22 protein-coding genes are annotated in these 25740 nt (G+C 68.8%); 13 read left to right on the forward strand and 9 right to left on the reverse strand.

Features of this window, described 5'->3' with window-relative positions:
• Positions 1-74 precede the first annotated feature (74 nt).
• Positions 75-1685: a bifunctional 3-(3-hydroxy-phenyl)propionate/3-hydroxycinnamic acid hydroxylase gene (locus tag N1F91_RS01165; RefSeq protein WP_289989488.1), complete on the forward strand. Its 1611-nt coding sequence runs from the start codon at positions 75-77 to the stop codon at positions 1683-1685.
• Here N1F91_RS01165 and N1F91_RS01170 read toward each other — a convergent pair.
• Positions 1604-2392 (reverse strand): helix-turn-helix domain-containing protein, encoded by a 789-nt coding sequence (locus tag N1F91_RS01170; protein ID WP_354670512.1) that lies wholly within the window; start codon positions 2390-2392, stop codon positions 1604-1606. The genes N1F91_RS01165 and N1F91_RS01170 overlap by 82 nt on opposite strands.
• 121 nt (positions 2393-2513) lie before the next feature.
• On the opposite strand from N1F91_RS01170, the gene N1F91_RS01175 reads away from it, so the two are divergent.
• From N1F91_RS01175 to N1F91_RS01200, 6 genes are all read left to right on the forward strand, one after another.
• Positions 2514-3059: a TRAP transporter small permease gene (locus N1F91_RS01175; protein ID WP_289989490.1), complete on the forward strand. Its 546-nt coding sequence runs from the start codon at positions 2514-2516 to the stop codon at positions 3057-3059.
• A gap of 38 nt (positions 3060-3097) precedes the next feature.
• The gene (locus N1F91_RS01180) at positions 3098-4399 is read left to right on the forward strand and encodes a TRAP transporter large permease (RefSeq protein WP_289989493.1); all 1302 of its coding nucleotides are present in this window, start codon (positions 3098-3100) and stop codon (positions 4397-4399) included.
• A gap of 99 nt (positions 4400-4498) precedes the next feature.
• On the forward strand, positions 4499-5512 hold the full coding sequence (locus N1F91_RS01185) for a TRAP transporter substrate-binding protein (protein WP_289989494.1): 1014 nt from the start codon (positions 4499-4501) through the stop codon (positions 5510-5512).
• 61 nt (positions 5513-5573) lie between these two features.
• Positions 5574-6554 (forward strand): VOC family protein, encoded by a 981-nt coding sequence (locus tag N1F91_RS01190; protein ID WP_289989495.1) that lies wholly within the window; start codon positions 5574-5576, stop codon positions 6552-6554.
• A gap of 72 nt (positions 6555-6626) precedes the next feature.
• The gene (locus N1F91_RS01195; RefSeq protein ID WP_289989497.1) at positions 6627-7472 is read left to right on the forward strand and encodes a fumarylacetoacetate hydrolase family protein; all 846 of its coding nucleotides are present in this window, start codon (positions 6627-6629) and stop codon (positions 7470-7472) included.
• A gap of 4 nt (positions 7473-7476) precedes the next feature.
• A complete protein-coding gene (locus N1F91_RS01200) occupies positions 7477-8475 on the forward strand; it encodes an NAD(P)H-quinone oxidoreductase (RefSeq protein WP_289989499.1) in 999 nt (332 codons plus the stop codon).
• Between the two features lie 139 nt (positions 8476-8614).
• On the opposite strand, the gene N1F91_RS01205 is transcribed toward N1F91_RS01200, so the two are convergent.
• Positions 8615-9673 carry a 2-oxoglutarate and iron-dependent oxygenase domain-containing protein gene (locus tag N1F91_RS01205; protein WP_289989501.1) on the reverse strand — a complete coding sequence of 353 codons (1059 nt, stop codon included), beginning with the start codon at positions 9671-9673 and terminating at the stop codon, positions 8615-8617.
• Positions 9670-10629 carry a LysR family transcriptional regulator gene (locus N1F91_RS01210; protein ID WP_289989503.1) on the reverse strand — a complete coding sequence of 320 codons (960 nt, stop codon included), beginning with the start codon at positions 10627-10629 and terminating at the stop codon, positions 9670-9672. The genes N1F91_RS01205 and N1F91_RS01210 overlap by 4 nt, the downstream gene beginning before the upstream one ends.
• Positions 10630-10851: 222 nt before the next feature.
• On the opposite strand from N1F91_RS01210, the gene N1F91_RS01215 reads away from it, so the two are divergent.
• Genes N1F91_RS01215 through N1F91_RS01230 form a run of 4 tightly spaced genes read left to right on the forward strand, consistent with a single transcriptional unit; the run spans position 10852 to position 15497 of the window.
• Positions 10852-11961 (forward strand): BMP family ABC transporter substrate-binding protein, encoded by a 1110-nt coding sequence (locus N1F91_RS01215; RefSeq protein ID WP_289989506.1) that lies wholly within the window; start codon positions 10852-10854, stop codon positions 11959-11961.
• Positions 11958-13511: an ATP-binding cassette domain-containing protein gene (locus N1F91_RS01220; protein ID WP_289989508.1), complete on the forward strand. Its 1554-nt coding sequence runs from the start codon at positions 11958-11960 to the stop codon at positions 13509-13511. The genes N1F91_RS01215 and N1F91_RS01220 overlap by 4 nt, the downstream gene beginning before the upstream one ends.
• A complete protein-coding gene (locus N1F91_RS01225; RefSeq protein ID WP_289989510.1) occupies positions 13504-14559 on the forward strand; it encodes an ABC transporter permease in 1056 nt (351 codons plus the stop codon). The genes N1F91_RS01220 and N1F91_RS01225 overlap by 8 nt, the downstream gene beginning before the upstream one ends.
• A 14-nt stretch (positions 14560-14573) precedes the next feature.
• A complete protein-coding gene (locus tag N1F91_RS01230; RefSeq protein WP_289989511.1) occupies positions 14574-15497 on the forward strand; it encodes an ABC transporter permease in 924 nt (307 codons plus the stop codon).
• Positions 15498-15523: 26 nt separating this feature from the next.
• On the opposite strand, the gene maiA is transcribed toward N1F91_RS01230, so the two are convergent.
• Positions 15524-16171 carry a maleylacetoacetate isomerase gene (gene maiA / locus N1F91_RS01235; protein WP_289989512.1) on the reverse strand — a complete coding sequence of 216 codons (648 nt, stop codon included), beginning with the start codon at positions 16169-16171 and terminating at the stop codon, positions 15524-15526.
• A complete protein-coding gene (locus N1F91_RS01240) occupies positions 16168-16863 on the reverse strand; it encodes a fumarylacetoacetate hydrolase family protein (RefSeq protein ID WP_289989513.1) in 696 nt (231 codons plus the stop codon). The genes maiA and N1F91_RS01240 overlap by 4 nt, the downstream gene beginning before the upstream one ends.
• A 341-nt stretch (positions 16864-17204) precedes the next feature.
• Here N1F91_RS01240 and N1F91_RS01245 point away from each other — a divergent pair, with 341 nt between their 5' ends.
• A complete protein-coding gene (locus N1F91_RS01245) occupies positions 17205-18362 on the forward strand; it encodes an alpha-hydroxy-acid oxidizing protein (protein WP_289989514.1) in 1158 nt (385 codons plus the stop codon).
• 30 nt (positions 18363-18392) lie between these two features.
• On the opposite strand, the gene cysG is transcribed toward N1F91_RS01245, so the two are convergent.
• Genes cysG through nirD form a run of 3 tightly spaced genes read right to left on the reverse strand, consistent with a single transcriptional unit; the run spans position 18393 to position 22874 of the window.
• A complete protein-coding gene (cysG, locus tag N1F91_RS01250; RefSeq protein WP_289989516.1) occupies positions 18393-19883 on the reverse strand; it encodes a siroheme synthase CysG in 1491 nt (496 codons plus the stop codon).
• Positions 19855-22530, reverse strand: a complete 2676-nt coding sequence (locus tag N1F91_RS01255; RefSeq protein WP_289989518.1) for a nitrate reductase — start codon at positions 22528-22530, stop codon at positions 19855-19857. The genes cysG and N1F91_RS01255 overlap by 29 nt, the downstream gene beginning before the upstream one ends.
• 5 nt (positions 22531-22535) lie before the next feature.
• Positions 22536-22874 (reverse strand): nitrite reductase small subunit NirD, encoded by a 339-nt coding sequence (gene nirD, locus N1F91_RS01260; RefSeq protein WP_289989519.1) that lies wholly within the window; start codon positions 22872-22874, stop codon positions 22536-22538.
• Positions 22875-22991: 117 nt separating this feature from the next.
• Here nirD and N1F91_RS01265 point away from each other — a divergent pair, with 117 nt between their 5' ends.
• Positions 22992-23282 (forward strand): helix-turn-helix domain-containing protein, encoded by a 291-nt coding sequence (locus N1F91_RS01265; protein WP_289989521.1) that lies wholly within the window; start codon positions 22992-22994, stop codon positions 23280-23282.
• 4 nt (positions 23283-23286) lie between these two features.
• Here the strand turns inward: N1F91_RS01265 and nirB are convergent, their stop codons facing one another.
• Entirely contained in the window at positions 23287-25740 is a 2454-nt protein-coding gene (gene nirB / locus N1F91_RS01270) for a nitrite reductase large subunit NirB (protein WP_289989524.1), read from the reverse strand.

Consider the following 25740-nt stretch of genomic DNA (forward strand, 5'->3'; position numbering starts at 1 on the left):
GTGGACAGAAACACCGGCCTGCCGCTCTAACGGGGTGCGACCGGTACATCTGCCAGGACAGGAGCGAACTCACCATGACGACTTTTCCCGCCCACATCCCGGTGGTGATCGTCGGCGCAGGCCCGACGGGCCTGACGGCGGCGAACCTGCTTGCGACCTATGGCGTGGACTGCATCGTGCTCGACCGCGAACCCGGTCCGATGAACCTTCCGCGGGCCATCGTGCTCGATGACGAGGGCGCGCGCACGCTGCAGGTCTTCGGGCTGGACGAGACCTATGTCAGGCGCACGACGGCCGGGGTCGGATCGCGCTATTTCGCCGACGACGGCACCTGCTTCGCCGAGACCGGCGCGGGCGTCGAATCCTATGGCTTCGCCAAGCGGCAATACATCTACCAGCCCGAACTGGAGGAGGCGCTGCGCGAGCGGTTCGCCGAACGGGCGCCGGACCGGCTGCGGTTTTCCTCTACTGCGGTCGATGTCGAGGTGCGGCCGTACGGCTGCGTCGTGACGGTGGAGGACAGAACGGGACGCCGGCACCGCGTGAGCTCGGACTGGGTCCTCGCCTGCGACGGTGGCCGAAGCCCGATCCGTGAGCGGCTGGGAATCCCCATGTCGGGCACGACCTATCGGCAGGACTGGATCGTGATCGACATGCGCGACGATCCGGACCGCTCGATCTTCTCGAAATTCTTCTGCAGCAGCATCCGCCCCGCCGTCAGCGTTCCTGCCCCGGGCGGCGGCCGCCGCTACGAATTCATGCTGCTCCCGGGCGAGAAACGCGACGCCGTGCTCGAGCCGTCGTTCCTGACGGACCTGTTGAAGCCGTTCCGCGACTATCGCGAGAGCGACGTGCTGCGCAAAACGGTCTACACGTTCCATGCGCGGATCGCCGAGCGCTTCCGGCAGGATCGCGTCCTGCTCCTGGGCGACGCCGCGCACCTGACGCCGCCATTCGCCGGTCAGGGCATGAACGCGGGCCTGCGCGATGCCCACAACGTCGCCTGGAAGATCGCCGCGACGCGCGGCGGCGCCGACGCCGCGATCCTCGACAGCTACGATCAGGAACGGCGCAAGCCGGCATGGGACATGATCCTTCTCGCCGTGACCATGGGCAGCTTCGTCATGCCGTCGAGCCCGGAGGAACTGCAGTTCCGCGACATGCTTCTGAGGGCACTGGAGCCGTTCCCGGCGATCCGCGACTATCTGATCCAGATGCGCTTCAAGCCGAAACCGCGGTATCATGGGGGGCTGTTCCTCGACCTCGACCGGCAGCCGCTGGAGGCGAGCCTGGTCGGCGAGATGATCCCCCAGCCCACGCTCGGCGAGGGCCGCGGCAGGCATCTGCTCGACGGACGCCTGGGGCACGGTTTCGCGCTGGTCTCGCAGGACGAGGCCGGGCGGGCGGCTCTGGCGGCGCTCGACCGGCGGGAACTGTTCGGCCTGCCGCTCACGACGTTCCATCTCGACGAGCTCGCCGAAGATGCCGCCAGGCGGATCGGCCGTCCCCTGCTGACCCATCGCGACCAAATCATGCTGGTGCGACCGGACCGCTACTGCGCGGCTGCCTTCGCGCCGTACCGGCTCGAGGCGGAACTGCGCCGCTACTCTGCGCTGTGCTCGGCGGCGAGCCGCGCCAGTTCCGCGGAGATCGAATTCGCCGCGCCGACGAGCGCTTCCTTGTGAAGCCGTAGGGCGTCTTCGACCTTCAGCGCGGTGCCGATCCAGATCATGGTCAGGCACGCAAGCGGCCGCCCGCCGCTCAGGATCGGCGCGGAGATGCTCATCGTCCGCGCGTTGAAGCCCTTGATGCGGAAGCCCACGCCGAGTTCCCGCGTCTTCGCGAGGATGTAGTCCAGCGGCCCGTCCTCGTGGAAATCGACGGCGTCGGTGCCGAGTTTCTCCCGCAGGCCCGCCAGGATCTGCTCGCGCTCGGTCTCCGGCACGAAGGCGAGATGAGCCCGTCCGCCGGCGGTTTCCAGAACCGGCAACTCGCGCCCGACCATCCCGTGATCGACGGAGAACGGGCTGATGTTGTGCGTCGATTCGCGGATCGCCATGCGGTAGTCGCGGAAGGTGACCAGGTCGAGCGGCCACAGGATCCGGCGGCCCAGCCGCATCATCTGCGGCACGGCCACCTGGGCGACCCAGTCCTCGTCGCGGAATCCGGAGCTCAGGGATTTCGTCTGGAGGGTCGGACGCCAGGTGTCTTCCGAGGGACCGCGGATCACGAAGCCGAGGCCTTCGAGTGTCTCCAGCAGGCGATAGGCGGTCGGGCGCGGGATCCCTACGATCTTCGCCACTTCCGCGGCGCGCAGGCCGTTGTTGCAGTTGATGGCCTGCAAGACCTCGAGGCCCCGCTGCAGGGACCGTACCGCGCCGAACGTCGAAATGGGTGGTTCCTCCTGGCCTGTTCACGAGGCGGACAGACAGGCACGCACCGTTGCAACGATGCCCCGGGCTGTCAAGGTTCCGCGGCGTTCGAAAGGCATCGGCCGCTGAGGGAGGATCAGTTTGGATCAGATCGACCGGCGCCTGAAGGGCGTCTCCCGGCTCGTCGCGCTCATCGGGTTCTTCGGACTTCTGATGCTGGCGCTGATGACCGCCCTCGACGTGCTTCTGCGATGGCTCTTCCAGGCGCCGATCCATGGCGTGAACGACGTCAGCTCCGTCGTGATGGCCGTGGTCATAGCCGCCTGCATTCCGGCCAACCTCGCCATGAAGCAGAACATCGCCGTCGAAGTCCTCGGCACGTTGGGCGGACCGCGCCTGCGGCGCTTCCTCGACCTGACGGCCAGCCTGTTCACGCTCGTCTTCATCGTGTTGATCGCGTGGCGCTTCGTTCCCTACGCACAGGGCCTGCGGGAGACCGGCGATCGGACCTGGGTGCTCGGCTGGCCGCTCTGGCCATGGTGGATGGCCTCGTCCGCCCTGATGATCTTCGCCGCCCTGGTCCAGACGGTGGTGACCGTCTCCGATCTGCGCGCCTTCGTGCTCGGAACGCCGGCCGCGGATCCCGTCGGATCGGACGGATCTCCTCCAGCCGACCACGCGCTCTGACGCGACGCCCACCGCAATCCGAGACAAGGAAGAGCCCTTTGGATCCACTTCTCATCGCCCTGGTGGGCTTCGCGGTCATGATGCTGCTGATCGCGCTGCATGTGCCGATCGGCGTCTCGATGGCGCTCGTCGGCATGACGGGGTTCGCGGCGGTCGTCGGCTGGGGGCCGGCGGTGACGCTGATGGCCAGCGAGCCGGCCTCGGCCATGGCCAATCTGGACCTGGCGGTGATCCCGCTCTTCATGCTGATGGGAAGCCTCGCGGCGGCGGGAGGCCTCGCATCGGACGTCTACAACCTCGCCTATGCCCTGATCGGCCACCGTCGTGGCGGCCTGGCCTCGACCACCATCGTCGCAAGCGCCGGGTTCGGTGCGATCTGTGGATCGGGCGTGGCGACGACCGCAACCTTCGGCCGCGTGGCCATGCCGGAAATGCTCGCCCGCGGCTACAAGCCGGACCTGGCGGCCGGATCGATTGCCGCCGGCGGCACCCTCGGCATCATCGTGCCGCCGTCGGGTATGATGATCCTCTATGCCGTCCTGACGGAACAGTCGGTGCTCGATCTCTTCTCCGCCGGCATCGTGCCGGCACTGATGGCGGTCGCGTTCTACATGATCGCGATCCAGGTCAAGCTGATCATGGACCCCGAGGCCGGCCAGCCCGGCGAGCGCGCCTCCTATCGCGAGCGCGGGGCCGCTGTCCTGCGGGCCTGGGGCGTGCTGCTGCTGTTCATCGTGGTGATGGGGGGCATCTATTCGGGCATCTTCACCGTCAACGAGGCGGCGGCGATCGGCGTCGTGATGGCGTTCCTGCTCGCGCTGATCAAGCGCAAGCTCGACTGGAAGACGCTGATCGGCGTGCTCGCCGAGGCGAGCGCGGGAACCGCGATGATCTACGTCATGGTCTTCGGCGCGACGATCTTCTCCTACTTCATGGCGGTGACCGGGGCGGCCGCGTTCGTCGTCGATTCGATTTCCGGGCTGCCGGTCCCGCCGATCGCCGTCCTGCTCCTGCTGCTCGTCTTCTACATTTTCATGGGCGCCTTCTTCGACGAGGTGGCCGCCATGGTCATCACGCTGCCGCTGGTGATCCCGCTGATCCAGTCTTTCGGCTACGACCTCGTCTGGTGGGGAATCATCAACGTCGTGGTGATCGGCATCGGCATGATGACGCCGCCGATCGGGATCAACGTCATGGTCCTCAACGCGATGTACAGGACGATCGGCCTCCGGACGATCTATCGCGGCATCATGCCTTTCCTCATCGCCGAACTGGTCCGCCTTACGCTGCTCACCCTGTTCCCGCAGCTCACGCTCTGGCTACCCGGCATCATCGGTTGAGCCTGTCCGTCATGCGGACAACTCGCAGCCCTTCCGTGCCCACCCCATGGGCCTCCTCTAAGCTGCCAACGTCAGACGAACCATCAAAGGGAGGATAGGATGAGTCTTTTGAAAGCCGTGCTGCCAGCGGCAGCCTTGCTTGGTGTCCTGGCGGCTCCGGCCGCCGCCGAGACGCTGCGTTTCTCGAGCTTCGAGCCGCCGATGGCGCATGTGACCAAGGAAATCCTGACGCCGTGGGCCCAGGACGTCTCGGCTGCCTCCAACGGCGAACTGACCATCCAGGTGTTTCCCGGCGGCTCGCTCGGCCGCAATCCGGCGCAGCAGCTGCAGCTCGTCGAGGACGGCGTCGCGGACATCGCCTGGGTGATCCCCGGCTACTCGCCGGGACGCTTTCAGGAAAGCGAGGTCGCCGAGCTGCCCTTCCTGATCCCGAGTTCGACCATCGGCTCGCCCGCGATGTGGAAGATGTACGAACTGGGCCACTTCAAGGGCGACTTCAACAAGCTGAAGATGCTCGGTATCTTCGTCTCCTACCCGAATTCGATCGCCTCCAACAAGCCGGTGGTGGAGCCGGAAGACGTGAAGGGACTGAACTTCCGTGCGCCCGGGCCGGTCATGCTGTCCGCGGTCGAGGCGCTGGGCGCCGTGCCGGTCGGCGGCATCACCGGTCCGACGGTGGCCGAAAGCATCAGCCGCGGCCTGATCGACGGCACCTTCACGCAGTGGGGCGCCATCGAAACCTTTCGCATGGGCGACGTGATCTCCCACTTCAACACTGCGCCGCTGGGCGCGACGCCGATGCTCGTCGTCATGAACAAGGCCAAGTACGACGGCCTGTCCGCTTCGGCCAAGGCGGCGATCGAGAAATTCTCCGGTGCGGCCTTCTCGGAGCGCTTCGGCAAATCGTTCGACGCCAACATCGCCAAGGCGCGGGGCGAACTGCTCGCCAAGGGCGCCATAACGGTCGTCGAGCCGGATGAGGCGCAGGCTGCCAGGTGGCGCGCTGCGGTGGCGATCGCGACCGAGCAGTGGACCGGGAAGACGCCGGACGGACAGGCGATCTACGACGCCTTCGTCGCGGCGATCGCCGAGGAAGCCGCCCGCTCGAACTGAGCACACGATCGATCGAGCGTCGGCGACCGGTCCCGCCGACGCGCTGCCGGAGATACGGAACATGACATTGGCTTCGCTCGGGTACATCGGCGTCCGCTCGACCCGCATCGACGACTGGCGGCTCTTCGCCATCGGTCTGCTCGGCATGCAGCAGGTGGACGCGGGCGGCACAACCCGCGCCTTCCGCATGGACGACCGCAGGCAGCGCCTGATCGTCTCGGGCAGCGACGGCGACGGACTGGAGTTCATGGGCTGGGAAGTGGAGAGCCCTGCGGCACTGGACGCACTGGCGGGGCGGCTCGAAAACGCAGGCGTCGCCGTCACGCTCGAGGCTGCCGCGCTCGCCGACGAGCGCCATGTCGCACGGCTCGTCTCGTTCCACGATCCCGAGGGCAACCGCGTCGAGGTGTTCTGCGGTCCCGCGCTCGCCGACGCGCCGTTCAGGCCCGGCCGGGCCATCTCCGGCTTCAAGACCGGTTCGCTCGGCATGGGGCACGCCGTGCTGCATGCACGCGACGTGGACGTGCTCTTGCCCTTCTACCGCGACCTGCTCGGCTTCCGGGTGACCGACTACGGACTGAAGCCGTTCAAGCTCTATTTCTTCCACCTGAACGGACGCCACCACAGCTTCGCCATGGTGGGATCCGGGCGCCAGGGCATGCATCACTTCATGGTCGAGCTGAATTCGCTGGACGATGTCGGCCAGGGCTACGACCTGGCGCAACTGGAGCAAGGCCGGGTCGCCTACACGCTCGGCCGCCACTCCAACGACCACATGACCAGCTTCTACGCCAATTCCCCCTCCGGATTCTTCGTCGAATATGGCTGGGGAGCGCGGGTGATCGATCCGCAGACCTGGGAAGCGCACGAAACCTACGACGGTCCAAGCTACTGGGGCCACGAGCGCCTCTACCTGGCCGAGGATTCGCCTGACCGCGCCCGGCTGCGCGAGATGCGCCTCGATGCCGCGCGCCGCGGCATGCGTGCCGCCGATCCCGTATCCTCATGCGCATGGCTCGACAGCGTCGTCGCCAACGAGTGACGGCCCGACCGTCCTTTCGTTCCTCCCCTCAATCCAATCAGTTTCCCCAATCAATTTCCAAGGAGACGTTTCATGCGTGTCTGTTCCTATCTCATGGCCGATGGGACGGCGTCCTACGGTGTCGTCGACGGCGAGGCGCTGGTCGATGCCGGCAAGGGGTTGCGCGCCCGCCACCGCGACCTGCGCGCCGTGCTGGCGGCCGGCGCGCTGGCCGAACTCGCGAGCGCCGATGGCGAGCGGCTGGGCCTGTCCGACGTGACGCTGCTGCCGCCGGTCGCCAATCCCGACAAGATCCTCTGCATCGGTCTGAACTACATGACCCACATCAGGGAAACCGGCCGTGAAGCACCGACGAAACCCTCGATCTTCACACGCTATCCTTCGTCTCTGGTCGGCCACGCCGTCGACCTCGTGCGACCGAAAGCGTCCGACTGGTTCGACTTCGAGGGCGAACTAGCCGTGGTGATCGGCAAGGCCGGCCGCGCCATCCCGGCGGCGCGGGCCTACGAGCACGTCGCCGGCTATTCCTGCTTCAACGACGGGTCGATCCGCGATTTCCAGCGCCACACCACGCAGTTCTGGGCCGGCAAGAACTTTGATCGGAGCGGCTCCATGGGGCCGTGGCTGGTGACCGGCGAGGCGTTCGGCGACCCGGCGGCGGGCGAGATGACGACACGCCTCAATGGGGAGGTGATGCAGGCGACGCCTCTCTCCGACCTCGCCTTCGACGTCCCTGCGCTGATCGAATACATCTCGACCGTTACCGAGCTCCTGCCCGGCGACATCATCGCGACCGGCACGCCGAGCGGCGTCGGCCTGTTCCGCGAACCCAGGCTCTTCATGAAGCCCGGCGACCGCGTCGAGGTCGCGATCACCGGGATCGGCATTCTCGCCAACCGGATCGTCGACGAGGCATGATCCGATGCGCATGAAGGCGATCGGCATCCGCGAACCGGGCGGACCGGACGTCCTCCACATCGTGGAGGCCGATGTCCCGCGCCTGCGGGCCGGCGAAATACTGATCCGGGTCGAGGCCGCAGGCGTGAACCGTCCTGATCTCTCGCAACGGGCGGGGCGCTATCCCGTGCCCGCCGACGCCAGCCCGATACCGGGCCTGGAGGTCGCGGGCACCGTCGTCGAGATCGCCGCGGGGGTCGCCGATATCCAACGGGGTGATTGGGTGATGGCTCTGGTGCATGGCGGCGGCTATGCCGAGTTCTGCGTAGCCGACCATCGCCATGCGATGGCCGTGCCGGACGACATGAGCATGGTCGAAGCGGCGGCGTTTGCCGAAGTCGCGCTGACGGTCGAATTCAACATGGTGATGCGCGCTGGCCTCCGGGCCGGCGAAACGATGCTGGTTCATGGCGGATCGTCCGGCATCGGCACCCATGCCGTGCGGCGCGCCCTTTCGCTCGGCGCCACGGCGATCACCACCTCGCGCAGTCGCGAGAAGAGCGCATATTGCCGGGGTCTCGGCGCTGCGGTCGCGATCAATTCTTCCGAGGAGGACTGGCAAGCCGCCGTGATGGCCGCGACCGAGGGTAGGGGCGTCGACGTCGTGCTCGACATGGTCGGCGGCGATGTTGCGGCCATGAACGTTGCCTGCATGGCCGAGGACGGCCGCTACGCGCTGATTTCGGTCCAGGCGGGACGGCATGCGAAGCTCGATCTGGAACCGGTGCTGCGCCGACGGCTGACGATCGTCGGCTCCACCCTGCGGCCGCTGGGCGCCGAGCAAAAGGCGGCGATCACGGAGAAGGTCCGCCGCGACGTGCTGCCACTCGTCCGGGCCGGCCAGATGCGCCCGCACGTCTGTGCCACCTTCTGCTTGGCCGAAGCCGCTGAAGCCCACCGGCTTCTGGAGCGCGGTGAGAATATCGGAAAGGTCGTCCTGACGGTGATGGCGTCTGGCAGATAGCTGGGCTCAACCTTCGTCCGCATCGCGAGCAGGCGGCGGTTGAGCGCTCACTGCGCAATTGCACTCGCTCCGCAGGCCTCCCGCAACGTCGGGGGGAGCCGACCGTCGGCCCCCTTCGCTGTCCCGTCCGCCGTTGCGTTCAGACCGCCCCGGCCTCCTGCTTCTGCGCCTCCGCATAATGCGCAAACGTCGCGGCGAAGCGGCCGTTGACGTAGTCGCCGGACGTCACCGGCTCGTATTTCGCCGGGTGCGCCTCGTCCACGCAGCTCGGCAGCGCCTCCACCACCGTGTCGTAGTTGGGGCCGAAGAAGAACGGGATCGAGTACCGCTCCTTGCCCGAGCGGTTGATCGCCCGGTGGACGGTGGAGGCGAAGAGGTCATTGGTCCAGCGCGCCATCTGGTCGCCGATGTTGACGACGAAGCAGCCGGGAATCGGGTCCGCTGCGATCCAGTCGCCGGAGGCGTTCAGCACCTGCAGCGCCGAGATGCCCTCCTTCTGCGCCAGGATGGTGAAGCACTCGTAGTCGGAATGCGCGCCGATGCCGATCTGCCGGTCGTCGATCTCGCCGAACTGCGGCGGATAGTGCAGCACCCGCAGCGTCGCCAGCGGCTTGTCCACCATGCCGTCGAAATAGGTCTCCTCAAGCCCCAGCGCCAGCGCGAAGGCATGCAGCAGCCGGCCGCCCAGCGTCAGCATCTCCTTGTGATAGGCCTCCATCGCGGCGCGGAACGCCGGCTCGCCCTCCGGCCACTGGTTGGGGCCGTAGAGCACCTTGCCGGCCAGCACGTCGGGATCGTCGGCCGGCACGTCGAGCGCGATGTCGAAGGACTGGTGCAGGTCGCCGCGCCCGGTCGGGTCCGTGTTCTCCTCCAGCATCGCCGCATAGCCGCGGTTGTTCTTCGATTTCGACACGTGGTTGGCCATCTTCACGTCGTCGGGCAGCGCGAAATAGGTCTCGGCCACGGCGAAGGTTTCGTCGATCACCGATTTCGGCACGTGGTGGTTCTTGATGTAGAGGAAGCCGACCTCGGTGCAGGCCTTGCGCAGTTCGGCGGCGAGTCGTTCCTTGGCCGCCGCGTCGCCGCTGAACATCGGCTCGAGATCGATGATGGGGATGCTGTCGAAGCTGATCCGCTGCGGATCGAGCCCGCCGCCCTTGAGAACGCGCATGCCGTTCCCCGTTTCCACTGCTTTCATGGTCGTGTTCCCTCTTCTGGTCGTTGCGGGTCGTGGATGGTTTCCACGAAGTAGCGCGGCCCCTCGAATTCGAAGCCGGGCGAGAAATAGCGGCGGCAGGTGTCCATGAAGGCCGCCATCTTGCGCGAGGTGGCCTGCGGCCGCGTCAGCCGGATGCTCACCCGCTTCTCCGCCGATTCCCAGTCGGCGAGCAGCGGCACGAGATGGCCGCGCTCGCACTCGATGTCGGTGAAGAAGCGCGGCAGGTAGGCGATGCCTTCGCCGGCTGCGGCGAAATACTTCACCGTCCAGTACTCGTTGGCGATCAGGCTCGAGCGCGGCAGGATGCTTTCCTGGGCCGTGCCATTCTGCAGCCGCCAGTGCTGGAGCCCCGCCGGCGTGCGGTAGACGATGCCCTGGTGGTCGGCGAGATCGGCCGGCCTGCGCGGCGTGCCGGCTCTCTCGAGATAGCTGCGGCTGGCAAACAGCGCGAAGCGGGCCGTCCACAGCGTCTCGCCGTCGGTCGCGCCCTCGTCCCACGACACCACCGCGTCCAGCTGGTCGAAGCTCTCTGAGGCGTAGAGCACATGCGGCGAGAAGAAGGTCAGTTCGATCTCCACCTTGGGATAAAGCCGCCGGAAGGCGATCATCATCTGCGCGTAGAAGGCAGTGCCGAATTCGCCCGTGGCGCCGATGCGCAGCGTGCCGGCCACGTCGTCGCTGAGCTCGGTCAGCGCCGCCCGCGCCGCATCGCAGCTGCCGAGGATCTGGCGGGCATGGGCGAGCAGCGTCCGCCCGGCATCGGTCAGGAGCATGTTGCGTCCCGACCGCTCGAACAGCTCCACGTTCAGGTCTGCCCCGAGCTGCTTAACGTGCAGGCTCAGCGTCGATTTGGGCAGGCCGTAAAGCGCCGCCGCGGCCGAAAGCGACCGCATTTCCGCAACCTTGACGAAGGAGGCCAGCGCTTCCGTGTTCACCTGTAACCGTCCAAGATTCTGTACGGAATGCCCTCAAAATGGGCATGATTATTTTCGTTGCATGGACGACGGTAATCGGCTTTGATGCACTGCACAAGGGGCCAATCCACTCTTGCAGGAAGAGCCGGTTTCCATGTTCGGCAGCGACGCTTCGCCATGGCGCAGGCGCGGCGCGCCGGCGTGGCAAGCTTGCCGAAACAAGACCAGACAGGGGAACTCGACATGACGAACATCGCCTCCGGACGGACCGGGCTGACCGGTCTCGCAGCACTCGCTGCGGCGCTTCTTGCCTCCACCGCCGCCTTCGCCTTCACGCTCGACGGTCCGCCGAAGGTGGCCTTCATCTATGGCAGCGCTGCGCTCGACGGCGGCTGGAACGAGGCGCTGGAAGCCGGCCGGAAGGCGGTCGAGGAGCAGCTGAAGCTCGAGGTCGCGGTGACGGAGAACATCCCCGAAGAGGCGACCAAGCTCCGCGCCGCCATCGACCTCTACGTCAAGCGCGGCTTCAACATCATCGTCGGCACCACCTACGGCTACAGCGTGCCGATGGCCGAGGCCGCCAAGGCCTATCCCAACGTCGCCTTCCTCAGCGCCTCGGGCACCGAGAACGGTCCCAACATGGAAAGCTTCTACGCCCGCACCTACCAGGGCTGGTACCTCGCGGGCGTCGCCGCCGGCCAGGCGACGAAGACGAAGAAGATCGGCATTCTTGCCGGCTTCCCGGTCAGCGTCGTCAACTGGGACATCAACAGCTTCGCGCTCGGCGCGCGCTCGGTCGATCCGTCGATCGAGACCGTCGCAGTCTTCACAAACTCCTGGTGGGATCCGGTGAAGGAAGGCCAGGTGGCGCAGGCCATCCTCGACCAGAACGCCGACGTGCTCGCCACCAACCTCTCGGCGACCTCCGCGCTCGACGTCGCGGAAAAGGCCGGCGTCCCCTCCATCGGCTTCCAGCTCGACATGTCGCACGCCGCGCCGAAGACCATCCAGACCTCCGTCGTCTTCCGCTGGGAAAAATACCTCGTGCCGACGATCAAGGAGATCATCGACGGCACCTGGCAGCCGGAGGAATACGGCGCCTTCGAGGGCATGGATGCCGGCGTCGTGGAACTCGCGCCCTTCGGCCCGGGCGTCTCCGACGAGGCGAAGGCGAAGGTCGAGGCGGCCAGGCAGGCGATCGTCGCCGGCACGCTCGATCCCTTCCAGGGTCCGCTGAACAAGCAGGACGGCTCGGCCGCGGTCGAGGCGGGCGCCAGGCTGGACGACGGCGCCCTCTGGTCGATGGACTATTTTGTCCAGGGCATCACCGGCACCATGCCCGCCGCGCAATGACCATCGCGGCACGCGCCGCCGGGAGCCCTGAGGGCACGCCGTCCGGCGTGCCGCCCGCGCTCGAACTTCGGGGCGTCGGCAAGTCCTTCGACGGACGCCCTGCGCTCGTCGACGCCGGCTTTTCCCTTGCCTGGGGCGAGGTCCATGCCATCGTCGGCGAGAACGGCGCCGGCAAGTCCACGCTGATGAACGTCGCCGCAGGCGTCTATGCCGCCGACCAGGGCGAGCAGGCGATCGACGGCGTCGCCGCCAGCCCGCGCAGCCCCATGGAGGCGACGGCCGCCGGGCTCGGCATGGTCCACCAGCACTTTCGCCTCGTCGAGAGCTTCACCGTCGCCGAGAACGTGCTGCTGAGCCTCGGCCGCCGCGGCGCGGTGCGCTCGGTCGCGCAGGCCAGCGCCGCGGTCGCGGCGAAGGCCGCCGAAATCGGCCTGCCGGTCGATCCGGCCCGCATCGTTTCCGATCTCTCGACGGCGGAGCGCCAGCGCGCCGAGATCGTCCGCGTGCTCCTGCTCGGCGCGCGCATCCTCGTCCTCGACGAGCCCACGGCGGTCCTGACGGAGGAAGAGGCAAAGGCGCTGCTGTCCTTCGTGCGGCGGCTGGCTGGGCAGGGTCACGCCGTCGTGCTCATCACCCACAAGTACCGCGAGGTCGCCGGCTTCTGCGACCGCATCACCATCATGCGGCATGGCCGTACCGTGCTCGCCGGCGCCGCGGTCTCCGGCCTCGACGAGGCGGAGGTCGCGCGGCTGATGGTCGGCGAGACCCTCGCCACCGGCGGTCGGCCGGCCTCGATCGCCGGCGCCGTCAGCCTCGCCGTCTCGGATCTGACGCTTGCTGCCGGTCCGCACGGACAGGGGCTCTCCTCGATCGGCCTCGAGCTTCGGGCTGGCGAGGTGCTCGGCATGGCCGGTGTCGGCGGCAACGGCCAGGAGGAACTGGTCTCCTGTCTGATCGGTCTCACCCGGCCGCAGAGCGGCACGATCCTGCTCGCCGGACGCGACGTCACCGAGGCCTCGCCGCGCGAACGGCGGCGGGCGGGGCTGCGCGTCATTCCCTCCGACCGCTTCGACAGCGGCCTGATCCGCGACTTCGCCATCGCCGACAATCTGGCCTTGAGCCGCGTCTCCGAAGGCGCCTTCGGCGGGCCGCTGTTCCTGCGCCGCGCGCGCATGCGGCAGGCCGCGGCGGAAGCGATCGACGCCTTCGACATCCGCGGCGCCACGCCGGCGCGCCAGACCGGGCTCCTGTCGGGCGGCAACGCGCAGAAGGTTCTGCTCGCGCGCGAGCTCGACGCGACCATGAAGGTCCTGGTTGCCCACTCTCCCTCGCGCGGACTCGACATGAAGGCCACGCAGTTCGTCCGCACCGCCATCCGCCGGGCGGTCGAGGCCGGTGCGGCCTGCCTGCTGATCTCCGAGGATCTGCAGGAGGTGCTGTCGCTGTCGCATCGCGTCGCCGTCATGAACCGCGGTGCGGTTGCCGGCTGCCGCGAAATAGGCGAGGTCAGTCCGGAATGGATCGGAGCGCTGCTGGCCGGCCATGCTTGACACGGCATTCCTCGTGCGGCGCCAGGCGCCCGGTCCATGGCTGTCGAGCCTCTGCTATGCCGGCGGCCTGACCTTCGGGCTCGCCGTTTCCGCGGCCCTTCTCGTCCAGGCCGGCGTCCCCGCAGGCGCGCTGGCCGACGAGTTTCTGATCGCCACCTTCCTCACCTCCGATGGTCTCGCCCAGACGGTCACGGCCGCGCTTCCGCTGGTGCTCGTCGGCCTGGCCTCGGCCGTTGCCATGCGGGTCCGGTTCTGGAACATCGGCGTCGAGGGCCAGCTCTGGCTCGGCGCCGTCGCGTCCACCTGGATCGGCATCGGCGGCACCGGCCCGGATGTCCTGCGCCTCCCCGCGATGCTGCTGCTTGCAGCCGCCGTCGGCGCCGCCTGGATCGCCATTCCTCTCGTCCTGAAACTCCGGTTCGGCGTCAGCGAGGTGATCTCGACGCTGCTCCTCGGCAGCGTCGCCTTTCTCCTCGTGCAGCACCTGCTGTTCGGTGCCTGGCGCGATCCGGCCACCGGCTTTCCGGTCACGGCGGCCTTCGGCGAGGCGGCCCGGTTCGGTTCCCTCGGCTGGGGGCAACTTCATGGCGGGCTCTTCGTCGTGCTGATCGTGGCGGCCCTCATCTGGTTCGTGCTCGAGCAGACCCGCATCGGTTTCTACGCCGACGCAGTCGGGCTCAATCCCAAGGCCGCGCGGGCGGCCGGCCTGCCGGTATCCGCCACGGTGGTCGGTCTGGTCCTCCTCTCCGGCGCGCTTTCGGGGCTCGCCGGCATGACGATCGTGGCCGGCACCGAGCACCGGCTGAACCAGTCGGTCGGCAGCGGCTATCTCTTCAGCGCCATCGTCATCGCCTATCTGGCCAGGGCCAGACCCTTCTGGGTCGTCGTCGTGGCATTGGCGCTCGGCGCGGTCTTCACCGCCGGCAGCGTGCTCAAGGTCTTCTACGGCATCTCCGAAGGCATGATCGTGCTGGTGCAGGGAACCGTGCTGATCTCGATCCTGATGTCGCAGTTCTTCAGCACCTATTCGCTGAGCCGGCCGGGCTGAGGGAGCAATTCGTCATGGATTTCCTGGTCGGCTGGATCGCCATCGTCCCGAGCTACGCGACGCCGCTGCTGCTCGCGAGCCTCGGCCTCATCGTCTGCGAACGGGCCGGCATCCTCAATCTCGGCGCCGAGGGCCTGATGGCGGTCGGCGCCATGACCGGGGCGATCGCCGTCCTGTCCGGCGTCGATCCCTGGGCGGCCCTCGCGGCCGGCGCTGCCGCCGGCACTGCGCTCGCCTTGCTGTTCGGCATCGCCACCGTGGTGATGCGAGCCGACCACACGCTGTCCGGCCTCGCCGTCGTGGCGGTGGGTCTCGGGCTGACCGGCGTCGTCGGGCGTCCCTACATGCAGAAGACCTTCCCCGGCATCGCCAGTCTCGGCGAACTGTTCGGCATCGAGCGCACCACCGCGCTCGGCCGCAGCGTCGCGGTGCAGGATCCGGTCACGCTCGCCATGCCGGTTCTCGTCGCGCTTCTCTGGTGGTGGCTGATGAAGAGCGGCAGCGGTCTGCGGCTGCGCGCGGTGGGCGAGAACCCCGCCGCCGCCGACGTGGCCGGCATCGACATCCAGATCGCCCAGCTCGGCGCCGTCCTCGTCTCGGGCCTGCTCTGCGGCCTTGCCGGCGCCTATCTGTGCGTCGCCACGAGCCATGTCTGGGTCGAGGGCATGATCGCCGCGCGTGGTTGGGTCGCGGTGGCCCTTGTCATCTTCGCGCGCTGGAACCCGGCGCGTGCGCTGATCGGCGCGCTCGTCTTCGGCAGCGCCGATGCCCTCGTCCCGCGGCTGCAGGCCATCGGCGCCGACATTCCGGTCTATCTGGCGATGATGCTGCCCTACCTCCTGACGCTCGTCGTCCTCGTCGCTAGCTCGATCGCCGGCCGCGCCTCGGGCGAGCCGTCCTTCCTCGGCCGGATCTACCTGCGCCAGGACAAGCACTGAGCCTCCCTGGCGGGACGCTCCGCCGCTCAGGCCTCCGTGTCGGGCTGCCGCGACGGATGGGCGGCAGCGAAGGCCGGCAGCGCCTCGCATTCCGCCCGCACGGCGCGCAGGCGCGGCATCGCGCCGAGGTCGACGCCGAAGCGGTCGGCCGAGAACAGTTGCGGCACGAGGAAGATGTCGGCCAGCCCCGGCGTCTCCCCGAAGCAGAACCGGTGTTCGCCGCCGCGCGCCACCAGCGCCTCGCAGGCGGCCAGCCCTTCGCCGAGCCAGGTGCGGCACCAGGCTTCGACGCCGCCCTGGTCCTGCCCGTACTCCTTGCGCAGGTACTGCAGCACGCGCAAATTCTGCAGCGGATGGATGTCGCAGCAGATGACGTTGGCGAAGGCGCGGACCCTGGCGCGGCCGACCGGATCGGCCGGCAGAAGCGGCGGCTCGGGATGGGTCTCGTCCAGCCATTCCAGGATCGCCGGCGACTGCGTCAGCACGTCGCCCTCGTCGGTCACCAGCGACGGCAGCAGCGCCTGCGGGTTCACCGCCCGATAGGCCTCGGTCTTCTGCTGCCCGCCGTCGCGGGTGAGGTGGATCGCGATGAAGTCCGGCGAAAGGCCCTTCAGCCCGAATGCGATCCGGAGCCGGTAGGCCGCCGAGGAGCGGAAATAGCCATAATACTTCATTGCGCCGCTCCGATGACGAGGTCCACCGGCGCCAGCCCGTCGATCTCCCCGTGGATGACGTCGCCGGCCACTACCGGCCCGACACCGGCCGGCGTCCCGGTATAGATCAGGTCGCCCGGCGCGAGTTGATAATAGCGGGACAGGTGCACCACGAGTTCCACCGGCGACCAGACGAGGTCGGCCAGATGCGCATCCTGCTTCGTCTCGCCGTTGACGGCGAGCATGATGCGCTGCGGTCCCACCGCGCCGAAGGCCGATGCCGCGGTGAGCGGCGCGATCACGGCCGACTGCTCGAAGTTCTTCCCCAGATCCCACGGGCGCTGCTTGGCGCGGGAGGACAGCTGCAGGTCGCGGCGGGTCATGTCGAGCCCGCAGCCATAGCCCCAGATCGCGGCGGCCGCCTCTTCGTCCGTCGCCCGGAACGCCGACGCGCCGATCGCGATGACGAATTCCATCTCGTAGTGGAAGTTCTCGGTGCCGGGCGGATAGGGGATGGTCGCTCCCGTATGCACGATCGCCTGCGCGTCCTTCAGGAAGTAGAACGGCGCCTCGCGGTCCACCTCGTAGCCCATCTCCTTGGCATGTTCGGCATAGTTGCGGCCCACGCAGAAGATGCGGTGCACCGGATAGAGTGCGCCATCGGCGGTCGGCACGGTCGGATAGTCGGGAGAACTGAACAGGCGTTGCGGCATTTCTGGGTCTTTCCGGTCGGGTGTGGTTGGTGGTCGGCAGGCGGCACGGTGGCGCCGCGATCCGGTATACGCGGCGCGCATTGCCTGCGCGGGCCGGGACGTGCGGGAAGAGGCTTGAACGTCGGGACGGAATGCACCTCCTTGCACCGTCGGCAGGGCCGTCGCCGTCGAAGCGGCTGCGGAACCCGTATGATATGTATGCTTACGATCAGGAAGCGCGTCAATGCCGGGTCGGGAGCGCCGGCTGGCGTGCAGGCGTGCTATGGCTGCTGCGGGCGCGCGACCGCCGGCAGGATCAGCCTCGGCCCGCCCCGGCAAAGCCGCGCCAGTCAGGAGAGGGAATGGCCGTCCAGCATGTATCTGTCGCCGATTTTCGCAGGAGCGCCGCGCGCCGCCTGCCGCGCTTCGTCTTCGATTATCTCGAGGGCGGGGCCGGGTCCGAGGCCGGCCTGAAGCGGAACCTCGACGCCTATGGCGACGTCGCCTTTCTGCCGCGCCGCCTGGTCGACGTCAGCCGTCCGTCCCCCGCCGTCTCGCTCTGGGGCCGGTCGCATGCGATGCCGGTGTATCTCTCGCCCACCGGCCTGAACGGCCTGCTGCGCCATGATGGCGACGCGATGCTGGCGCGTGCGGCGGCGCGCGCCGGCATTCCTTTCGCCCTGTCCACGGCCGCCAACATGAGCATCGAGGACGCGGCCCGCGCCGGCGACGGCGAGAAGTGGTTCCAGCTCTACGTCATCCAGCGCGACCTGGCGCAGTCGCTCGTCCGGCGCGCCCTGGCCGCGGATTATGCTGCCCTGATTCTCACCGTCGACGTGCCGGTCAACGGCTACCGCGAGCGGGACATCCGCAACGGCTTTTCCGTTCCCGCGAAGGTGACGCCGCGGCTGCTTCTGGACGGCGCGCTCAGGCCGGCCTGGAGCCTCGCCTACCTGCGCAACGGTGCGCCGCGGATGCGCAACATGGAGGCCGACGGCGCCATGAACCTCGAGGCGCAGGCGGCACTGCTCAGCCGCCGCATGGATGCGGGCTTCGATTTCGAGGCGCTGAAATGGCTGCGCGACCTGTGGCCGCGACCGCTGGTCGTCAAGGGACTGCTGCGCACCGACGACGCGGCCGCCTGCGCGGCGATCGGCGTCGACGCGGTCGTCATGTCGAACCATGGCGGCCGGCAGGTCGCGGGCGCGGTCGCCGGCTTCGAGACGGTCGCGGCGGCCGCGGCGCGGCTCGCCATCCCCGTCTTCTTCGACGGCGGCATCCGCTGCGGCGAGGACGTCGTCAAGGGCCTGTGCCTCGGCGCGCGGATGGCCGGATTGGGCCGCGCCGCGCTCTATGCCCTGGCGGCGGAAGGCGAGGCTGGCGTCGACCGGTGCCTCTCCTTGTTCAAGGACGATCTGGTCCGCACGATGACCCTGCTCGGCGCGCCCGATCTTGCAGCCCTCGGTCGCGATCTGCTGGCACCACCGGCGGCTCCTGCACCGGCCGCGATTGGCGGCTGACGCTGCGCGCGTTCTCCCTTGGCGCCTGCCTCAGCCGATGGCCAGGGCGAGCCGCGGCAGGAGATCCGCCTGCTCGCCGCCTGCGCCGGCACGCGGCCAGCGCCGCGCTGCGCCCGCCCGGCCGGCGAACACCGCCCCGATGCCGATCAGGACCGCCTGTCCCGGTTCCGCCAGCGCTCCGACGGCGGGAAGTCCGGCCAGATGGGTGGCGTGGATCGCCTCGCCGGTCCGGCCGATGTCGAAGCCGACGACGGCCGGCGTATCGGCCGGCATGCCATGCGCGATCAGGGCGGCGACGATCGACGGCGCGGTGCGCCCGCCCATGTAGAAGATCGTCGTCGCCGACCGATCGGCGATCGCGTCCCAATCCACGTTCCGCGGCAGGCCGCCGGCCCTGGAATGGCCGGTGACGAAGCGAACCGACTGCGCGCAGTCGCGATGCGTCAGCGAGACGCCGAGCCTCGCCGCCATCGCCAGCCCGGCGGTCACGCCCGGCACCACGTCATAGCCGATGCCTTCCGCCTCCACCGCCGCGATTTCCTCGCCGGCGCGGCCGAAGATCATCGGATCGCCCGACTTCAGCCGCACCACCCGCCGGCCGGCGCTGGCCAGCGAAATCATCATGTCGTTGATCTCGTGCTGCTTGCAGCCCGGGCGGCCGGCCCGCTTGCCCACCAGGATGCGCTTGGCTTCGCGCCGCGCGAGTTCGAGCACGTCGTCGGACACCAGGTCGTCGAACAGGATGACGTCGGCCGCCTGCAGGGCGCGCACGGCCTTCAGCGTCAGAAGTTCGCCGTCGCCGGGGCCGGCGCCGACGAAGGTCACGTGGCCTCGCCGGTCCCCGTCCGTGGCACCGCAGAAAAGCGCGTCCGCGGCCTGCGCATCGGGTGCGGGTCCGAAGGCGCGGTCGACGAAGCGCTCCCAGAACGCCCGCCGCGCCGGCCCCGGCTGCCAGCGGTCGGCCACGCGGTCGCGCAGGCGCAGGGCGAGCGCCGCCCAGTCGGCCAGCGAGGGTGGCAGCAGCGTCTCGATGCGCCGGCGGATCGCCTGGCCGAGGATGGGCGCCGCCCCCGACGTCGAAATACCCACGACCACCGGCGATCGGTTGACGACGGTGCCGAACTGGAACTGGCAGTGCGCGGGCCGGTCGATGACGTTGCAGGGCACGCCCGCTGCGCGCGCGGCATGCGCGAAGGCCGTGGCGTCCTCGTCCGAGGCCGCATCCGCGATGGCGATGGCCGCGCCGGTCAGATCGCCGGACTGCCATGCGCGCCCGGCGAGCCTCACTGTTGGCTCGCGGGCGGCGAGCGCCGCCATCTCCTCGCCGACAGCCTCCGGTGCGGCGAAGACCTGAACCGTCGCGCCCGCCGCGCAGAGCAGTTCGGCCTTCCACGCCGCCGCCGCGCTGCCGCCGGCCACCAACACCTGCTTCCCCGCGAGGTCGAAGAAGACCGGCAGGACGCTCAGCGCACCGATGCGTGGCGTGGAGGCGTCATTCCGCGGCCTGGAGACGGGCTTCATCGATCATGGTCCTGATTTCGGAGCGGCAGGAGCCGCAATTGGTGCCGGCGCGGGTGCTTTCGCCGATCGCTTCGATGCTGCGGCAGCCGCCGGCCACCGCTGCCGCGATCTGGGTGACGCCGACCGTGTGGCAGGCGCAGACGATGCGCCCGACCGCGGGCATCGGCACCGGCGAGCGGCCCGACAGGAGCGCCATGCGCTCGGCGGGGCGCAGCGGCGCGCGGGAGCCGAGCAGCGAGGCGAGCCAGTCGAGCGACGGGAGTTGACCAGGCGGCGCGACCAGGAGCGCGTCGGCGAGCGCGCCGGCCTCGTCCAGCGTCGCGGCGCGGTAGGTCAGCCCGCGCCGGTCGGTGTATTCCACCAGCTGGTCCCGCGCGATGGCGCCAAGCAGCTGCCGCGACAGCAGGATGCCCTGGTCCGGCGTCTCGGTCCCGCACAGCGCGTAGATCCAGCCGCTCTCGACCGGCCTGCGGCTCCAGTGCACGAAGCCGGTCGGCCGCAGGTCGCGGCGGGTGATCAGGACGCCGGTCCAGGCCACCGCCTCGCGGCGGATCGAGACCGGCACGTGCTTCAGCTCCGGCTGGCCCGAAAACGGGTCGGTCAGTGGCGAGGAGAGGGCGCCCGCGCCGGCCTGCGCGGCAAACCGGCCGCTCCAATGCATCGGCAGGAACGCAGTGCCCGGCTTCTGGCCTTTCGACAGGCCCACCCTGGCGCGGGCGAAGCCGTAGCGGCTCGAGACATGCGCCAGGTCGCCCTCGGCAAGCCCCTGCCGGGCGGCGTCCTCCGGTGCGATCTCGATCACCGGCTCGGGCGCATTCGCCATCAGCCGGGGCACCCGGCCGGTGCGGTTCATCGTGTGCCACTGGTCGCGCGCCCGCCCGGTGTTGAGCGCGATCGGGCGCGCCGCGTCGACCGCCAGCGCCGGGCCTTCCTGCCGCACCGCCACGAAGCGGGCACGCCCGTCGGGCGTCGGGAAGCGGCCGCCCGCCAGCAGGCGCTGCGAAGCGTCGCCATGGCGGGGCTGCGGCCAGTGCGTCGGCGCGAACCGCTCGTAGTCTGCGTCACCCATGCTGGCCAGCGCCCCGATGTCGAAAAGCCTGGCGCCGTCGTTCTCGAAGGCGGAGAGCGCGGCATGCTCGCGGAAGATCGCGGCCGGATCATCGAAATCGAAGGCATCGCCGAAGCCCATCCGCTGCGCGACGTCGCAGACGATGCGCCAGTCCGGCCGTGCGTCTCCCGGAGGGGCCAAGAATGCCCGCTGGCGCGACATCCGCCGCTCGGAATTCGTCACCATGCCGCTCTTCTCGCCCCACGCAGCGGCGGGCAAAAGCACGTCGGCATGGCGCGTCGTGTCCGTGTGGGTCACGTCGGAGACCACGACGAACTCGCAGGCCCGCAGCGCCGACCGCACGCGGGCGGCATCCGGCATCGACACGGCCGGGTTGGTTCCCATGATCCACAGCGCCTTGACCCGCCCGTCGCCCACGGCCCGGAACAGGTCGACCGCCTTCAGCCCCGCCGTCCGCGCCGCCGAGGGCGCGTTCCAGAACCGGGCGACCCGGTCGACGTCGTCCGGCCGATCGAAGCCCATATGCGCGGCCAGCTGGTTGGCGAGCCCGCCCACCTCGCGGCCGCCCATCGCGTTCGGCTGGCCCGTCACCGAGAACGGACCCATGCCCGGCCGGCCGATCCGGCCCGTCGCCAGATGGCAGTTGATGATGGCGTTGACCTTGTCGGTACCGTGCGCCGACTGGTTGACGCCCTGGCTGTAGACCGTGACGCTGCGCTCCGTGGCGGCGAAGAGGTCATAGAACGCCCGCACGTCCACCTCGGCCACGCCGCATGCGGCAGCCACGTGCGCCGGCGAGGGCGCGTCCGCGCCGGCGATGGCCACCGCCTCGGCAAACCCCGCCGTCGAGGCCGCGACAAAGCCTGGATCCACAGCCCCGCTCCGCTCCAGATGCGCCAGAAGCCCGTTGAACAGCTTCACGTCCGTGCCCGGATCGATCGCCAGGTGCAGGTCGCAGTCGTCGGCCGTCGCCGTGCGGCGCGGGTCGACGACCACGATCTTCGTGCCGCGCGTCCGGCGCGCCGCCAGCAGCCGCTGGTGCAGGATCGGGTGGCACCACGCGAGGTTCGAGCCCGTCAGCACCACGAGATCGGCCTGCTCCAGGTCCTCGTAGACCCCCGGCACGATGTCCTCGCCGAAGGCGCGCTTGTGGCCGGCGACCGACGAAGCCATGCACAGGCGCGAATTGGTGTCGATGTTGCCCGAGCCGATGAACCCCTTCATCAGCTTGTTGGCCACGTAATAGTCCTCCGTCAGCAGTTGCCCGGAGACGTAGAAGGCGACCGCGTCGGGACCGTGCGTCGCGATGGTCTGCGCGAAGCGGCTCGCCACCAGGTCCAGCGCCTCGTCCCACGACGCCTGCCGTCCGCCGATCTCGGGTGAGAGCAGCCGCCCGTCGATCCCCGTCGTCTCGCCCAGCGCCGCGCCCTTTGAACAGAGCCGGCCGAAATTCGCCGGGTGCTCCGGGTCGCCGCGCACGGTCACCGCGCCATCTTCGGCGACGCCGGCCAGCACCCCGCAGCCGACGCCGCAATAAGGGCAAGCCGTCCGCACCCCGGTCGCCGGCGCGTCCCGCATCCCGCTCACTCGGCCGCCATCAGCGCGAGATCGAGGCCGAGCGCGATGCGACGGTCGATCACCCGGACGGGAATGGTCTTCACCGCGCCCTCGTCGGCGCCCTGTGCCAGCCCCGTCTCCAGCGAGAACACCCAGTTGTGCAGCGGGCAGGTCACGGCCGCACCATGCACGATGCCTTCGCTCAGCGGTCCGCCGCGATGCGGACAATGGTCCTCGATCGCGTAGATCCGGTCGTCGACGGTGCGAAACACGCCGATCTTGCCTTGCGGCGTCGCAACGCAGCGCGCGCCGCGCGGCGGAATGTCGTCGATCGTGCCGATGTCGTGCCAGTGAAAACCGGTCATGCAGCACTCCTCCTGCGAGCGGACGAAGGGGCGCTCTCCTTGATCTTCCTACGGAAATTCCGTAGTTCCTGCTGCGACGAAACGCCAAACCGCGGTTCATTTCGGTCAGGAGAAGCAATGCCGGCGAAGCAAGATCGTATCGTTCTTGAGGCCGATCCCGCTGATGCCGAAGACTTCGGCATCGGTGCGGAAGCCATGGAGCGCGCCCTCAGGTCGCGTGTCGTGCGCATGGCGCGAACCGGGCTGGGGCTGAGCCAGGACGAGTTCGCCAGCCGGTTCCGGGTGCCGGTCGGAACGCTGCGGGACTGGGAGCAGGCGCGGGTGACGCCGCCCGACTTCGCGGTCGCATACGCCCGCGTCATCGCCGCCATGCCGGAGAAGGTCGCCGAGATCGTGAGCGCGGCCTGAAGCGTCATTCCGCGGCCTCCTTCACCACGCCGATCGCCGCCATCGGGCGGAACTCGTGCTTGTCCTTTCCCGACACCCGCTCCGACCACGGGTCCACCTGTGCGAATGTCTGGCTGAACACGAAGCGGTCGAAATAGGCCTTGCGGCGTTCGAGATCGTCGAGCACCTGCCGCTTGATCTCGGCCACGCCGATGCGCCTGGCCCACTTGTAGATGCGCTCGAGGTAGCGCGCCTGCTCGCGATACATCTGCGTCAGCGCCACGATCACCTCCAGCGCCTCGTCCTCGGTCTTCACCAGGCCGAGAACCTCGGTGCCCTTGATGTCGAGGCCGGCGGCGCCCGCGAAATGGATCTCGTAACCGGAGTCCACGCAGATCACGCCGACGTCCTTGCAGGTCGCCTCCGCGCAGTTGCGCGGGCAGCCCGAGACGCCCATCTTCACCTTCGCCGGCGTCCACGATCCCCACATGAACTTCTCGATGCGGATGCCGAGCCCGGTCGAATCCTGCGTCCCGAACCGGCACCAGTCGGTCCCCACGCAGGTCTTCACCGTCCGCAGGCCCTTGGCATAGGCATGGCCCGAAACGAAGCCGGCCTTGCCGAGGTCGGCCCAGACGGCCGGCAGGTCCTCCTTCTTGATCCCGAGCATGTCGATTCGCTGCCCGCCGGTCACCTTGACGGCGGGGATGGCGAACTTGTCGACCACATCGGCGATGGCGCGCAGTTCCCTGGCATTGGTCATCCCGCCCCACATGCGCGGGACCACCGAATAGGTGCCGTCCCGCTGGATGTTGGCGTGGACGCGCTCGTTGACGAAGCGCGACTGGTAGTCGTCGGCATATTCGTCCGGCCAGTCGGCGACGAGATAGTAGTTGAGCGCCGGCCGGCATTTCGAGCAGCCGCAGGACGTCTTCCACTCCAGCTCCTGCATGACGGCGGGAATGGTCTTCAGCGACTTCGCCTTGATCAGCCGGCGCACCTCGTCGTGGCCGAGGTCGGTGCAGGTGCACATCGGCTGGATCGCCGCGGGATTGTAGCTTTCGCCGATGGTCAGCGTCATCAGCTTCTCGACCAGCCCCGTGCAGGTGCCGCACGAGGCCGACGCCTTGGTGTGGGCGCGAACGCCGTCGAGCGTCGTCAGGCCCTTGGCGGTGATGGTCGAGACGATCTTGCCCTTGCAGATGCCGTTGCAGCCGCAGATTTCGGCGTCATCCGCCAGCGATGCAACGGCCGCCAGAGGGTCCGCGGAGGCGCCTCCCTGGTAGGCCTGGCCGAAGATCAGCGTGTCGCGCATGGCAGAGATGTCGGCCTGCTTCTTCTGCAGGTCGGCGAACCAGGCGCCGTCGGCGGTCTCGCCGAACAGCACCGTGCCGATGATCCGGCCGCCCTTCAGCACCAGCCGCTTGTAGACGCCCGCCGACGCGTCGCGCAGCACGATCTCCTCGCGGTCGTCGCCGTCGGCGAAGTCGCCCAGCGAATAGAGGTCGATGCCGGTCACCTTCAGCTTGGTCGGCGTGTCCGCATGGACGAAGCGTTCGTCGCCGCCTCCGGCCAGCACGGCCGCGGCCACCCTGGCCATCTGGTACAGCGGTGCGACCAGGCCGTAGACCATGCCGCCCACCTCGGCGCATTCGCCGACGGCCAGGATGTCGGGATCGGACGTGATCATGCGGTCGTCGGTGACGATGCCGCGATTGACCGCCAGCCCCGCCTCCTTCGCCAGCGCGACGTTGGGGCGGATGCCGACCGCCATGACCACCAGCGTCGCCGGGATCACGGTGCCGTCGTCGAGCTCGACGCCCTCGACCCTTTTCTCGCCGACGATCCGCCTGGTGTTGGCCTTCGTCCGGACCTGGATGCCGCGCGCCTCGACCGCTCTCTGCAGCAGATAGCCGGCGGCGGGATCGAGCTGCCGCTCCATCAGCGTCGGCATGACGTGCAGCACGGTCACCTCCATGCCTTGCTGCTTCAAACCGGCTGCGGCTTCGAGGCCGAGCAGCCCGCCGCCGATCACCACTGCCTTCTGCCCCGACTGCGCCGCCACGAGCATGGCGTCGACGTCGTCGAGGTCGCGGTAGCTCAGCACGCCAGGCAGGTCCTTGCCGGGCACGGGGATGATGAAGGGCACCGATCCGGTGGCGACGACGAGCCTGTCGTAGCGCTCCGTCACGCCATGGTTCGACGTGACGGTCTTCTCCTCGCGATCGATCGAAACGATCCTGTGGCCCTTGTAGAGCGTGATGCCGTTGGCGACGTACCAGCCGTCGCCATGGATCACGATCTCCTCGAAGCTCTTCTCGCCCGACAGCACCGGCGACAGCATGATGCGGTCGTAGTTGACGCGCGGCTCGGCGTTGAAGATCGTGATGTCATACCGGCCGGGTGCCGCCTCCAGCAGATGCTCGAGCATCCGCCCGGGGGCCATGCCGTTGCCGATGATGACAAGTTTTTCGGCCAT

The organism is Aquibium sp. ELW1220 (assembly GCF_030398385.1).
GTDB lineage: Bacteria > Pseudomonadota > Alphaproteobacteria > Rhizobiales > Rhizobiaceae > Aquibium.